The 13,749-nt window shown below is 47.6% G+C and carries 14 protein-coding genes; 2 read left to right on the forward strand and 12 right to left on the reverse strand.

Features of this window, described 5'->3' with window-relative positions; all coding sequences use genetic code 11:
* The 7 genes from H1A11_RS03035 to H1A11_RS03065 all read right to left on the reverse strand — a co-directional run bounded on the left by H1A11_RS03035 (window position 1) and on the right by H1A11_RS03065 (window position 8,584).
* A complete protein-coding gene (locus H1A11_RS03035; RefSeq protein ID WP_181757699.1) occupies window positions 1-1,119 on the reverse strand; it encodes a site-specific integrase in 1,119 nt (372 codons plus the stop codon).
* Window positions 1,120-1,227: 108 nt separating this feature from the next.
* On the reverse strand, window positions 1,228-2,688 hold the full coding sequence (locus H1A11_RS03040) for a helix-turn-helix domain-containing protein (RefSeq protein ID WP_181757700.1): 1,461 nt from the start codon (window positions 2,686-2,688) through the stop codon (window positions 1,228-1,230).
* 306 nt (window positions 2,689-2,994) lie between these two features.
* Window positions 2,995-4,389, reverse strand: coding sequence for a tRNA uridine-5-carboxymethylaminomethyl(34) synthesis GTPase MnmE (gene mnmE / locus H1A11_RS03045; protein WP_117967084.1), 1,395 nt, complete (start codon window positions 4,387-4,389; stop codon window positions 2,995-2,997).
* A 262-nt stretch (window positions 4,390-4,651) separates the two neighbouring features.
* Window positions 4,652-5,530: a nucleoside phosphorylase gene (locus H1A11_RS03050; protein WP_117600718.1), complete on the reverse strand. Its 879-nt coding sequence runs from the start codon at window positions 5,528-5,530 to the stop codon at window positions 4,652-4,654.
* 94 nt (window positions 5,531-5,624) lie between these two features.
* On the reverse strand, window positions 5,625-6,626 hold the full coding sequence (gene floA / locus H1A11_RS03055) for a flotillin-like protein FloA (RefSeq protein WP_005826863.1): 1,002 nt from the start codon (window positions 6,624-6,626) through the stop codon (window positions 5,625-5,627).
* A gap of 48 nt (window positions 6,627-6,674) precedes the next feature.
* Window positions 6,675-7,145: an NfeD family protein gene (locus tag H1A11_RS03060; protein WP_181757701.1), complete on the reverse strand. Its 471-nt coding sequence runs from the start codon at window positions 7,143-7,145 to the stop codon at window positions 6,675-6,677.
* An 8-nt stretch (window positions 7,146-7,153) separates the two neighbouring features.
* Complete coding sequence (locus H1A11_RS03065) at window positions 7,154-8,584, reverse strand: M48 family metallopeptidase (RefSeq protein WP_181757702.1); 1,431 nt, start codon at window positions 8,582-8,584, stop codon at window positions 7,154-7,156.
* A gap of 166 nt (window positions 8,585-8,750) precedes the next feature.
* On the opposite strand from H1A11_RS03065, the gene H1A11_RS03070 reads away from it, so the two are divergent.
* Together H1A11_RS03070 and H1A11_RS03075 are read left to right on the forward strand one after the other, a co-directional pair.
* A complete protein-coding gene (locus H1A11_RS03070) occupies window positions 8,751-9,500 on the forward strand; it encodes an ATP-binding protein (protein ID WP_057256378.1) in 750 nt (249 codons plus the stop codon).
* Window positions 9,501-9,521: 21 nt separating this feature from the next.
* Window positions 9,522-9,890, forward strand: coding sequence for a DMT family protein (locus H1A11_RS03075; RefSeq protein ID WP_005826856.1), 369 nt, complete (start codon window positions 9,522-9,524; stop codon window positions 9,888-9,890).
* 21 nt (window positions 9,891-9,911) lie between these two features.
* On the opposite strand, the gene H1A11_RS03080 is transcribed toward H1A11_RS03075, so the two are convergent.
* From H1A11_RS03080 to H1A11_RS03100, 5 genes are read right to left on the reverse strand one after another with little or no spacing between them, the layout of a single operon-like run.
* Complete coding sequence (locus H1A11_RS03080) at window positions 9,912-10,928, reverse strand: FAD:protein FMN transferase (protein ID WP_181757703.1); 1,017 nt, start codon at window positions 10,926-10,928, stop codon at window positions 9,912-9,914.
* 26 nt (window positions 10,929-10,954) lie between these two features.
* Window positions 10,955-11,533, reverse strand: a complete 579-nt coding sequence (locus H1A11_RS03085; protein WP_005826852.1) for a manganese efflux pump MntP family protein — start codon at window positions 11,531-11,533, stop codon at window positions 10,955-10,957.
* 7 nt (window positions 11,534-11,540) lie between these two features.
* Window positions 11,541-12,308 (reverse strand): DUF6048 family protein, encoded by a 768-nt coding sequence (locus tag H1A11_RS03090; protein ID WP_117887531.1) that lies wholly within the window; start codon window positions 12,306-12,308, stop codon window positions 11,541-11,543.
* On the reverse strand, window positions 12,277-12,762 hold the full coding sequence (locus tag H1A11_RS03095; protein ID WP_151875479.1) for a DUF6452 family protein: 486 nt from the start codon (window positions 12,760-12,762) through the stop codon (window positions 12,277-12,279). Before H1A11_RS03095 ends, H1A11_RS03090 begins: the two co-directional genes overlap by 32 nt.
* Before the next feature lie 2 nt (window positions 12,763-12,764).
* On the reverse strand, window positions 12,765-13,718 hold the full coding sequence (locus H1A11_RS03100; protein ID WP_120141409.1) for a glycosyltransferase family 2 protein: 954 nt from the start codon (window positions 13,716-13,718) through the stop codon (window positions 12,765-12,767).
* Window positions 13,719-13,749 lie beyond the last annotated feature (31 nt).

Genomic DNA, 13,749 nt, shown 5'->3' on the forward strand with positions numbered 1-13,749 from the left:
TTAATACTTACGGATCAAGGAAATTTTGTTGCTGGCTTTTCGCTTGTTGCTATCCACCACTTTCATGTATCGTTGGGTTGTGGTGATGCTCTTGTGTGCCATGATGCTTTGGATGGTTCGGATGTCTGTTCCGGCAGCAGCCTGTAAAGTGGCGAATGTCCTTCGATATGAATGGAAGGTGATGTTTTTGGTGATACCTGCGGCTCGAATCCACTCTTTCATGGGGTATTGCGTCCAGCATCTTTTCAATCCTTTGAATACCAGCCCTGTCTTTTCGGGAGAATAACCAATCAATTGCAAGGCTTCGTCACTAATGGGGATGATGTCTTCTGTTTTTGTCTTTTGAGTGACGGTGTGGACGCATTTTCCTCCGGCAGCAAAGTCCACGATTTCTTCCCATCGCAAAGTGAGAATATCGCTGATTCTCAGACTTGTAAGGCAAGAGAATAACGAGGCTGTTTTCAGAACCGGTATCTTGCAAGGTGTTTCTGCCAATCTGTACAGTTCATCTATGCTCAGGTAGTCTTTCACTACATCTTCCGGCTCTATCTTCTCCAAGAAATCATTTACATTGGAGTGAATCAACTTGTTGCGATAGAGTATTTTGAGAAATCCTCTGAATGTGGACCAGTAGCCCACAGCCGAATTGCGTGATATGGGACGCTCAGGACGTCTAAGTTGTTTTGCATTAAGCAGATACTCTCTGAACTTGTTGCATAAGTCCACATCAATTTCCTCGAACGAACATTTTCCACCCACGAAATTGAAGAAATGCAGATATACGAACTCCCATTTCTGGTCGTGCCTGCGGAGTGTCTTCTTATAATAGGCAAGAAAATCTCCTTTCATCTTGCTCTTGTCAAAGAAATCGTACCGCTCATTTACGATGGATTCAAAACGTCGGCATCGGATGGCTTCCGCTTTTTCCGACATGACGGCATTAAAGTTCTGTTCCCGTTGGTTCTTTGGTTCGGCGTAGATGTAGATACCCAAAGATTCATGACGGATTACCTTCATACTTTCTTTGTCGCGATAACCGGGATAATAATCCAGATAGAACGACAACATGTTTTTCTTTAGAGGTCTTGTCCTCAATGTTACAGTTTTACATTCGTGCATAATGATATGTTTTTATAATTGGTGATTAATTTGTTGCAAACCAATACAATGAAACAATGCTGATGACTGCCATTGCTGAAAATGATTCTTGTCTGTGCGGAATAATTCTCAGATACCGGATTTTTCAGCCATCACCTTGTCAAAATCCTCTTTCAACAGGAACATGGACTTTCCGTGATGCATCTTCCGTATCTTGTTATACCTCGCATAATTGTAGACATCATCCCTACGCAGGCTATATTTTTCCATTGCTTCGGTTACGCTGTAATACATTTCCCGTTGGTCGAAACCTCCGCTTTTGATGATGTCGATATGGTCTTTTGAATATTGGACTTTGCCATAAACAACACGGGACGGGATTTTATGGCGATGTACAAATGAGCATCTGGCATCTTTGCTCATACCATAGATTTCCTCCATTTGCTCCGCACTAATCCATTCCTTTATATTGTCTGCAGCCTTGTATTTGGCAAAGAATCTGTCAACTGACAGTTGCACGTAATAATTGAACCCACCATGACTGATTTTAGGAATGTCGTTTTCACGGCATAGCTTGCAAATGGTTTTTCTGTTCATCTGATAGGTTGCCGCAATTTGCTCGGATGAGTAATAACCTTCAGGGATTACAAAGGTCTCTTTCGGCAGGTCGCTTTTCTTTTCCCGTTTCTTGGGTGTATATGTTCCATCACAATGCTCTATATAGACTTTGTCAAACTCGGAACGTAGCACCATTGTTCGGCTTCCTTGCTTGAAGCGTTTGATGTCGTATTTGTTGACATAGTAGCTGATATTAATTTTGGTAAGTCCGTATTTCTCGGTGATTTCATCGTAGGTATAATAGTCAGGATTCAGCTTCTCCTGCTTTTCCTTAATCGCGTCTATATGGGCACGGGAATAATACACCTCGTGGTGGCGGTTGATTCGGGGGATATTGTGCCGCAGGGCAAAGGTGACAACGGCATTACGGCTCATACCGTACTTTTCCATGACCTGCTCCGGGGTATAATAACAGTCCGGATTAATTTCTTCGGCAAGGTCGGCAAAGTATTTGTCTATAAGGGTGCGGTTGTAGAACACACGATTGCCTTCTTCTACTTTTGGGATGTTGTATAATTTGCATCGACGATACAGTGTTTTCTTCTGAATTTGGTATTTCTCCAGAATCTCATTCGTGGTGTAATAGAGAACGGTCTGTTTCCGTCCATAGCTGCGTTTCTTGTAGTCGGGTGCATTGTCGAACATTTTTTCAATGTCGGCTTTGCGTATAATGGTGCGCCCGCGAAGTTGCAACGCCCGAATGATACCAGCAGCCATGTGTCGGTATATGGTGGCGCGACTGATGCCTAAAAGGGTTGCGGTTTCGGCAGGGGAGAGATACAGCTTGCTTCCTACGATACCGACTTCCTGCATGGGCTGCTCATTTTGCCGTTCCTCGTATTCCTGTAACCTCTGCTTCCGCTTCTTCTCTTTGTACGCTTTTTCATTGCACGATTTGCTGCAATAGCGTGTTACCATCGTGTGTGCTATAAATGGTTTGCCGCACCACTGGCATTTTCTTTGGATTTCCATATATTGGTCGCCTTTAATTTCGCCTATTCTGTCTCAATGCGTCTCACAATTTCTCACAGCGTCTCACACTGTGTCTTCTATAGCGGTTCCGCTCATTTTCATAGCGTCTCACATCGTGTCCAAGATGTCGCTATGATGAGTGCGAAGTGTCCGCTTAATTGTTCAGCGGTAGAATTATGGTACAAAATAATGCTGGAAATCCGCAACCAGTCAGATTTGACTGAAAACCATATAAAAAGAAAAGCCGCTGGTTATCAGCGACTTTCTTTTAATTGGCTATGGTTGCTTATGGCAGTTTCTAAGCTATCATTTGCCGATGCAAAAATGTTCAAAAATATTCCCAAGTACCATGTCGTTCGTAACTTCCCCCGCAATATCGCTTAGATGGAAAATACATTCGCGGATATCTTGTGAAACAAAATCTCCGGATAGATTTTCTGCTATCCCTTGTTGGACCCGGTGGATGGCTTCCAAGGCATGGGTCAAAGCCTCGTAGTGGCGTATATTCGTGACAATGACATCGTTTTGGGTAACCGTGGGCAGGTTAGCGGCAGAGATTAGCATTTGCTGAAGCTTGTCGAGGTTGGTACGCCCTTTGGCAGAGATGGAGATGCATTGCACATTAGTAGCGGCCAGGGTGAAACTGGGGGTGAGGATGGTTGAGGCATCCTGCACCAGATCGGCCTTGTTGAATACGAGAATGAGCCGTTTCCCTTCGCAACGGGGAAGTATCTGGGCAGTTAGTTGTGGTATCCGTGAGACGGCATTCGTGGCATCAACTACCCAGAGCACGATTTCCGCCTGCTCCAATTTCTGGAAGGTTCGCTCAATTCCTAGGCTCTCGATGGTGTCGCTCGTTTCGCGTATGCCTGCCGTATCAATAAACCGGAAAGTTATCCCGCCAAGATTGACTGTGTCTTCTATCACATCTCGGGTTGTCCCGTGTATGTCGCTTACAATGGCTCGTTCCTCGTTTAGTAGTGCATTCAGCAGGGTGGATTTACCAGCATTCGTTTCGCCGATGATGGCTACGGGCACACCGTTCTTGATGGCATTGCCTACACTGAAGGATTGCACTAGACGGGAAATTACCTGCTCTATGCCGTCTGCCAGGAGACATAGCTCGGAGCGGTCGGCAAATTCCAGTTCTTCATGGTCGCTGAAGTCCAGTTCCAGTTCTATAAGTGATGTGAAGTGCAACAATTGGTTGCGTAGTGAGGTCAGCTCTTTACTGAACCCGCCGCGCATCTGGCTCATGGCGAGGCGGTGAGTGGCGGCAGAGGTGGAGGCGATGAGGTCGGCCACGGCTTCGGCTTGGCTTAGGTCCATTTTGCCACCCAAGAAGGCTCGTTGCGTGTACTCACCGGGAGCGGCCAGGCGGCAACCATTGCCGATGAGCAGTTGCAACACCTTCTGAAGAATATAGCTCGAACCGTGGCACATGATTTCTGTGCTATCCTCGCCTGTATACGAGTGGGGGGCACGGAATAAGCTGACAAGTACTTCGTCTATGATGTTTTCTTCTTCATGGATATGACCGAAGGTAAGTGTATATGGCTTGGCATCCTTCAGCTTCTTCCCCTTCCGGGCAGGGGTAAATATGCGGGATGTTATCTCTATGGCATCCGGTCCGGAGACACGGATGCATCCTATGGCTCCCCCTTGGGCGGTGGCTATGGCACAAATGGTATCTTGGTTCATTTTATCCGGCTTATTTTTATTCAGCAAAGATAATGGTTTCTTTACAAAAAAGAGAGATGACGATTCAACTTATGGGCTTTTATTGTAACTTTGTACAAATCGATAATGGATAGATGCTTATAAAGCCTAATCCGTCTCTGTGCCCATTGTGGTCATAGCAGAACATTGCTGCTATACAGACCAGCAACGGGCACGTCAAGCAGGATGTGATGAAGTCTTTACTAAACCTTACTCCCTGGACTGGCTGAAAGAGAGGGTGAACTTAGATACGGTCGAGTACTGTTTTGATAAGAGTATCTATCGTATTCTTGTATCCCGTGTTCGCTTCTTTTATCAGGCGGTTGGCAATGACCATGCATACTGTCATGGCCTTGTGCCCCATCAGACGGCTCAAGCCTGCCAGGGCAGAACTTTCCATCTCGAAGTTGGTGATGCGGTAGCTGTTGTATTCAAATTTTTCAATCTTTTCATTCTGATGCGGGTCGGCAAGCGGCACGCGTAACTCGCGTCCTTGAGGTCCGAAGAAGCCCCCGGCGGCAATCGTTACGCCACGTACCATGTCGTCTTGTGCGATGCGGTCTATCAGTTCAGCACTTGCATCAATGACGTAGGGGGCAGGGGCACACATGTTGCCGGACCATCCCATATGGTTGAGGAAGGCACGTTCCATGGGCAGGTCGCACACGGAGTTGCGTCCTGCATAGAAGTTGAGCAGACCGTCGAAACCAATGGATTTTTCAGAACATACGAATGTACCCACCGGAGTGTAGGGTTGCAAGCCTCCGCAGGTGCCGATACGTACCAGCTCAAGGCTACGTAGGCAGGGCTTTTCTTCGCGCGTCTCGAAGTCGATGTTTGCCAGGGCATCCAGTTCATTCATCACGATATCGATGTTGTCACATCCGATACCGGTGGAAACCACCGTAATACGTTTCCCTCGGTAAGTACCGGTGATAGTCTTGAACTCGCGGCTTTCCACTTCACATTCCTTGTTCTCGAAATGGGAGGCAACCAGTGCCACCCGTCCGGGGTCGCCTACCAAGATGACTTTGTCTGCCAGCCATTCGGGCTTTACGTGAAGATGAAATACAGAACCGTCTTCATTGATGATCAGTTCGGAAGAGGCGAAATATTTTTTCATTTGATAGAGTTTTTAATCTTTTGTTTATAAATAGAAACGCCGGGAGCCGATTCTTGTTCACCGGTTTCGGCGTTTCTGTCAGTTACTTTTCGAGTTATTTGCTCAACGGCTGGCTGGTATTGCCCGTCGTCGGTTTGGCAATGTTTTCGCGCATGGAAGTGTCAGCTTCTATATTCTTCATCCGGTAATAGTCCATGATACCCAGATTGCCGTTGCGGAATGCTTCGGCCATGGCTTTGGGTACTTCCGCTTCTGCCTCGATAACTTTGGCACGGGCTTCCTGGGCCTTTGCCTTCATTTCCTGCTCTGTGGCTACGGCCATGGCGCGGCGTTCCTCTGCCTTGGCTTGAGCAATGTTCTTGTCGGCATTGGCTTGGTCTATCTGCAGGGCAGCACCGATATTCTTACCTATGTCAATATCAGCAATGTCAATGGACAGAATTTCGAATGCCGTTCCGGCATCCAACCCCTTGCGTAATACCAGTTTGGAGATAGAATCCGGATTCTCTAATACAGACTTATGGTTCTCTGACGAACCGATGGAGGAGACAATGCCTTCGCCTACACGGGCCAGAATCGTGTCTTCTCCGGCACCTCCCACCAATTGGCGGATATTGGCGCGCACCGTTACACGGGCTTTGGCAATCAGCTGGATACCGTCTTTGGCAACAGCTGTCACAGGAGGGGTGTCGATTACTTTGGGGTTAACGGACATCTGTACGGCTTCGAATACGTCACGACCGGCAAGGTCGATGGCGGTTGCCATCTGGAACGGCAACTCGATATTGGCTTTAGAGGCAGATACCAATGCGTGTACCACCCGTTCTACGTGGCCTCCGGCAAGGTAGTGCGCTTCCAGTTCGTCACGTGTGATGTTTTGCAATCCTGCTTTGTGAGCTTCAATCATGCCGGGCACAATGATATAAGGAGGAACATTACGGATGCGCATCAGGAAAAGTTGTACCAGCGAGATATTTACTCCCGATACTTTGGCGGACAGCCACAAGAAGAACGGTACATAATGGAAGAAAAGTACCAGGAAGATAATGCCTCCTATAATGAGGAAGGCGGTTAAATACATTGTGCTTGGATCCATGAGATTAAATATTAATTGTTAGTTATAAATAGGTTGATTTCAGAAATTTCACTGCTTGAGCCGCTCCACTAAGAGGACTCCGTCGGCAATACGCTCTACGATAATCGGAGTCTTTTCGTTCATGAAGCCATCTGATGACTTCACTTCCACGATGTCTCCGTTGATTTCGGCATAGCCGATAAGAGCCAGGCGAGTAGTGGTTACGCCTACATCGCCTACCTTGACTTTGTCCTCGGCACTACGGTCTACTTTGGAGGTGATGTTTTTTTTCAATGCAATTTTGTCGAGTGTCCTGGAGCGCATGAACCATACCAACGAGCCGATACAAGCCAGGGCAGATATGATAAGCGTAATGACACCTGCCGTGGTGCCCATATAGGCAAAGGCATAGTAGTTGGCAAAGATGATGCAACCTCCTGCCAGAAAACCGGCAACGCTGATGCCCGGAATTACGAATAATTCCACTAAGAACAAGATTACTGCTCCTATAATCAATGAGGCGATAATGAGTATATCCATAGTTGTCTTTATTTGGTGGCTTGTTTTTCCAGGTTGCGCACTTGAATGGCAGTTTGCTCCATCTCAGTGGACAATTGCCGTACACGTTGCTCCAGGTCGAGGATGGCGGCGGACATCTTGTCCTTTTCCTGCTTGTTGGCTCGGGAGTATTCCGAACGCATATCTTCCAGTTTCTCCTGCAGTTGCTTGTAGCTCTGCTCCAGCTGATTGTATTTGCCATACAAGGCTTTGGCCTGCGGGGAACGGAAATCGTCCAGCTGGTAGTAGGTGGAGTGGTCGTCAATGATGAATTGGAAATCGTGCTTCTTGGTGGTCCGCGGCTTTGCGTTGGCAGCGGTCCGTAGCCTTTCTCGGGCGGCCTCTACCGCATCGGTGTCCGTCCATGTGTCCTTGATAGAGTGAAGTTGCGCCAATGATATCATCTTGTCCGGGTCCATCCCTTCGTAGTTGTACACTTGCTTGGATGAGTTGGGAATGAATACATAGATGCACACTTTGCCTTCGGGCTGGTAGCGGTCGGAGGCAAACCATCCCAAGTCGTTGAATTCGTCAATGACGTACATATAGTCGTTGTAGGGCGAATTGAACGGCATGCCCACATTTTCCGGCATCAGATAAGAGTCGGTATTCGTATTATAACGGGTGACGAAAATGTCATATTCTCCCATCGAGCCAGGGCCATCCGAGGCATAGTAAATAGTGATACCGTCCGTAAGTACATAGGGATAGTCTGCATTCATGGCCTCGTTGATGCTTCCGGGCAACAAGCTGCCATCACTCCATTTGTCCAGCAACTTGTTGCGCGAAAGGATACTGAGGGTGCTGTCCGGTTGCATTTCGCTATAATATAGCTTATTGCCCAGCTCCGTTTCGTATACCGTTCCGCCTTCCTTACCGGAATCATTGAAGTAGGTGTCGTACATGAACAGCTTGCCCGATTCGGGGCTGATTTTGTATGCATCCAGGAATTTTTCCTTGTCTACCACAAAGCTGTCGATGAAGCAGACCTCTTCCACGCCTTTCAGCATGCGCAAGTTGGATTTGCTTTTTTCCAATAATTGTTCGGCCTCTTCGGTGGAGCGTTTTCTCTTTCTCAGGTCGGAAATGTAGGTCTCATAAGTCTCGATGGCTTCTTCGAACCGATATAAATCATTGTATGCCCGGGCCAAATAGAGTTGCCCGCTGGGGACGCGTCTCTTGACGGCGCTTTCCAGGTGTTTCAAGGCTTCTGCGGGTTCGCCGGTTTCCAGGCAACATACACCGTACCATAGGTTGTAATTTCCATTGCCAGATTGTGTCTTGACGAGTTTTTTGAAGGCGGGCTTGGCTTCTTCGTATTCTCCCTTCTCGTACAAGGCTTTGGCTTCTGCCAGGCTTTGTGCGGAAATTGTTATGCTCAAAAGGCCGAATAGAAAGAAAAGGATATATTTTTTATTCATATTGATACATGCTGATTTGTTCAGAAGGTCAAAAATACAAATTTATCGTGAATAAAGCTGGTTTCCGTAATTCTATTTTGTTAATTCTTCTTTAAATCGTTCTTTTGCCTTACTTTTGCAACCGGAAGAGCTATAATTCATAACTTATAACTCATAACTCGTATCAATGGCACAATTTACTGAAGAAGAAAAGATGTTGCGCCGCATAGACAAGCGGTTTAGCAAAGGTGTGGTGGAATATGGGCTGATAGAGGACGGCGATAAGATTCTTATCGGGCTTTCGGGAGGCAAGGACTCTTTGGCGCTGGTGGAATTGTTGGCACGGCGTGCCCGTGTCTATAAACCCCGTTTTTCCGTTGTCGCCGTACATGTAGTGATGAAGAATATACCTTATCAAAGCGATGTGGACTATCTGAGGGAGTACGTAGAGTCGTGGGGAGTGCCTTTTGTTCTCTTTGAAACGGAGTTTGATGCCACGACAGATACCCGCAAGTCTCCTTGTTTTCTTTGCTCTTGGAATAGGCGGAAGGCATTGTTTACCGTAGCCAAGGAGCAGGGATGCAATAAAATCGCGTTAGGCCATCACATGGATGATATTCTGGAGACCTTGCTGATGAATATCACCTATCAGGGAGCGTTCAGCTCTATGCCCCCCCGGCTGGTAATGAAGAAGTTTGATATGACGATTATCCGTCCGATGTGTCTGGTACATGAGGCGGATTTGATGGAGTTGGCGCAAGTGAGGGGGTATCGTAAGCAGGTGAAGAATTGTCCGTATGAGTCACAATCCAGCCGTAGTGCAATGAAAGGCATTCTGAAACAATTGGAGGAAATGAATCCTGAGGCACGCTATAGTCTATGGGGGAGTATGACGAATGTGCAAGAGGAATTGCTGCCTGCAATCATTAATCATTAATCACTAATCATTAATCACTATATGAAAGCATTTTATACCATTTTGCTATTGATTGTATCTAATATTTTCATGACGTTTGCCTGGTATGGGCATCTGAAGCTACAAGAGACAAAAGTCATCTCCAACTGGCCGTTGTATGCCGTGGTGCTGTTTTCCTGGGTAATAGCTTTGGCAGAGTATTCTTGCCAGGTTCCGGCCAATCGGATAGGCTTTTTAGGCAATGGAGGCCCGTTCTCATTGATGCAACTCAAAGTGATTCAGGAAGTAATCACTTTGATTATCTTTACGGTGTTCACAACGGTTCTTTTCAAGGGGGAAACGCTGCATTGGAATCATTTTGCCGCTTTTGTATGTCTGGTACTGGCGGTATATTTTGTATTTTATAAATGATGGGTTAATCGCATTTGCACATTATTTCATATACTTCTCCATTCCTCTTGTTAAGAACGTTTGAAGCTTTCCTTCTTCATCCGTATAAATGAAACAGGCGTCGATATCCGGATGTGCATCCGCCACGCGTTCTGCTTCTTCCAGCCCCATCACCATGAATGCCGTGGCATAGGCGTCTGCACTCATGCAATCTTTGGCGATGACGGTGGCTGACAAGATGCTGTGCTGTACCGGATAGCCGGTACGCGGGTCGATGGTATGCGCATATTTCTTTCCGTCTTTATAGTAGTAGTTGCGATAATTGCCCGATGTAGCCATGCCTAAATCCGTGACTAGCAGCACTGCTTGCAGTTCCTGGTTCACTGCCAGTGAGTCGTCTATCGGCTTGTTCAAACCGATGCGCCAAGGTCCATTTTGAGGGTTTTGCCCGTGAACAACCACTTCTCCGCCTATATCGACCATAAAGTTGCGGATACCCTTCTTCTTCAGAAGTTGGGCTATGACATCTACTGCATATCCTTTTGCCACAGCGCTGCACGAGAGCATTATACGCGGGTCTGTTTTCACCACTTTCCCTTCATCGGACAATTTTACTTTTTCGTATCCTGTCATTTCCAGCAGGCTGTCTATCATGGCAGAGTCGGGGAAGTTACCCTTCTTGAACCCAAATCCCCAGGCATTGGCAAGAGGGGCAACGGTGATATCGAAGGCACCATCGGTCTCCCGGGAGATTTCCATGCTACGTCGGAAGACGTTGGTAAAGAATGTGTCGGGCACAATGTCCTCGTTGCGGTTGATGCGCGTAATGGTCGCCGTGTCATTGAAAGGGGACAAGGAACCGTCGAAACGTTTGAGTTCCGCTTCTATCTCCGCCTTCAGATTCTGGTCACATTGATAAGTCACTTTATATACTGTACCGAATATCAGTCCGTTATCCGTCTGATAAGGAGTGACTTGGTTGTGGCGGGCAAGTATCCAGATGGTGCCCAGTACCAGTAGGGCAATCCATAAAAAATTCCGTTGTACTTTCTTTTCCATATCCTATCTGATTTTTTACTTTTTAATTAAAAGAAGAGATGCTCTACCAATATCTTGGTACCGATGATAACGAGGATAATCCCTCCCCAAAGTTCGGCGCGCAGTCTGCGGGCTATGCCACATCCGAAACGGATGCCGAACATCAGGCCGACCATCGACAAGGCGAATGATACAAAACCGATAATGCCGATGGGGGAAAGAATAGCCGAGAATTGCTTGATACCGAGGAATGCAAACGAAACACCTACCGCCAATGCATCGATGCTGGTTGCCACGGCCAGAGCGAGCACCACCTTCAGGCTGGTAGGGTCATACTCGTGCTTGCAATCTTCGTCCTTGAAGGATTCCATTATCATGCGTCCGCCCAGGAAGGCAAGGATACCGAATGCAATCCAATGGTCAATACTTTCTATCAGGTGGCTGAAAAAACTGGCGCCTATCCATCCCAGCAGAGGCATCAAAGCCTGGAAAAAGCCGAAGCTGATGGCCATCACCAGCATAGGGCGCAGCCGGGCGCGTTTCAATATAATTCCGCTGGCTATAGAAACGGCGAAACAATCCATCGCAAGTCCTACGGCCAGTAGCCAAATCTCTAACCCTGTCATAAGTCGCTTAAAGAGGTAGTTTATAAGTTATCGTATAGGTTACTCCCATCGTGTTGGAGCCATATTTCCCGAAACCGGGCACATACCACGGGTCACCGTATTCATCGGCCGAGGCAGACAATTTGAACTTGAAGCGTAGTGACCAGCCCATGTACAATGCCTTCCAGACGTGCGCCCGGATACCGACACAAAATTCCGCCCATTGCATGGAGCCTTTCATTCCTTTATGGTTATAGGGCAGGCTGCCTCCCCATATCTCGTCGTCCAGATTCGGATTGCCTACGATGCCACCATATATCGGGTCGTCCAGTCCCAAGGCGTCTACATCGTACTTGAAGCTGCTTACACCGTAACGCAAGCCTACGAGTAGCATGTGTCCGTGCTGCTTCTTGTATAGCGTGTTATAGTCCATTCCTATGCGGAAGTAGGGGGCGTTGCTTTTGTAGTGTATGCCTTTGTCACTCCAGGTGTCCGTGGAGCCATATCCCAGTTCGGCAATAGGGAAGAAGCGGTTCTTGAGGTTTACATCCACGGCCACTTCGGAACTCAGGAAATCTCCTCCAAATACGGAACTTCCGATTCCCCACAAGTCCAAGCCGACGGACATGCCGTTGTATAACGGATAGTGCACTTCTTCTTTCGCGTCCTTCTTCTCCTTCTTGGGAGGTGCTCCCTGGGGGGGAGCGGTAGGATTCCCGTTCTGCGCCCGTAGGGGGAGGAACATCAGCAGGCAGAGTGCCAGACTAATAGAATAACTTAAGATTTTCCTTTCCATAGATGCCTGCTTCATTGTCTTTGATGTATATCGAGTCCAGAGAGATGCGGGTGCACGTTACGTCTGTGATGGCCTGCTTCATCTGATAGCCGCAATCCATTGATAGGAAATAGGGGGTGTTGGTGTGGCGTATCACCATCGTGTCACTCTTGGTCCGGCTGTACTTGAATATCAGCTTGGTGGAATCCTCCGTATAGCGCAGTGGCAGGGAGATGTCGTGTACCTTCTTCTGGTTGTTGATGATGATGGAGTCGGTGCCGTATGCTGTCACGGTGAGCGAGTCGAGCGTGTCGTTCTCCACATATTGGGTTTCGGGGTCTACTCTATAAAGAATGCAATTCACCATGGGGCGTGCCGTCATGGAGCAATCTGCCTCCTCCGAGCAGGAGATAGCTATGCTTATTATCGGGCAAAGGATAGCTCCGAATATGACAAGTCTGACTAATTTTTTCATCGTTAAATGGTTTTCTCTATTTGATATTTGTTTCGTTCCGGGGCATTACGTGAAATCAGCTCTCCGAGGAATCCTGCCACGAACAGTTGCGTGCCGATAATCATGGAGGTCAACGAGAGGTAGAAGTAGGGAGAGTCCGTCACAAGGCGGTAAGGCATGCCATGGTGCATGTAGTACAACTTGCTGACACCCACTATGACCACGGCTATGAAGCCGAAGATGAACATCAGCGAACCCAGCAATCCGAAAAAATGCATGGGCTTGATGCCGAACCGGGAAAGGAACCAAAGGGAAAGCAAGTCCAGATACCCGTTTACAAAACGGTTCAGCCCGAACTTGGTCTTTCCATATTTGCGTGCCTGGTGGTGCACCACTTTCTCGCCGATTTTCTTGAAGCCGGCGTTCTTGGCCAGGTAGGGGATGTAGCGGTGCATTTCGCCGTATACCTCTATATTCTTGACCACCTCTTTGCGATATGCCTTCAGTCCGCAATTAAAGTCGTGCAGGTTTTTGATGCCCGATACTTTGCGGGCGGTGGCATTGAACAATTTGGTGGGGAGGGTCTTCGACAACGGGTCGTAACGTTTCTGCTTCCAGCCCGATACGAGGTCGTAGCCCTCTTTGGTAATCATGCGGTAGAGTTCGGGTATTTCGTCGGGACTGTCCTGCAGGTCGGCGTCCATGGTTATCACGACGTCGCCTTGTGCTTGTTCGAAACCACAGAACAATGCCGGCGACTTCCCGTAGTTGCGGCGGAACTTAATGCCCCGTACCTTGTCCGGAGCTTGTGCCTGCAATTGCTCGATTACCTGCCAGGAACGGTCGGTACTTCCGTCGTTAACGAAAATCACTTCGTATGAAAAGCCGTTGGCATTCATCACCCGCTCAATCCATGCGAACAATTCGGGGAGTGATTCTTCTTCATTATATAGTGGTACGACAACTGAAATATCCATTGATGTATGATTTTTCTATTTTACAATTGAA

Origin of the sequence: Bacteroides sp. CACC 737, from assembly GCF_013874375.1 — a bacterium.
GTDB lineage: Bacteria > Bacteroidota > Bacteroidia > Bacteroidales > Bacteroidaceae > Bacteroides > Bacteroides uniformis.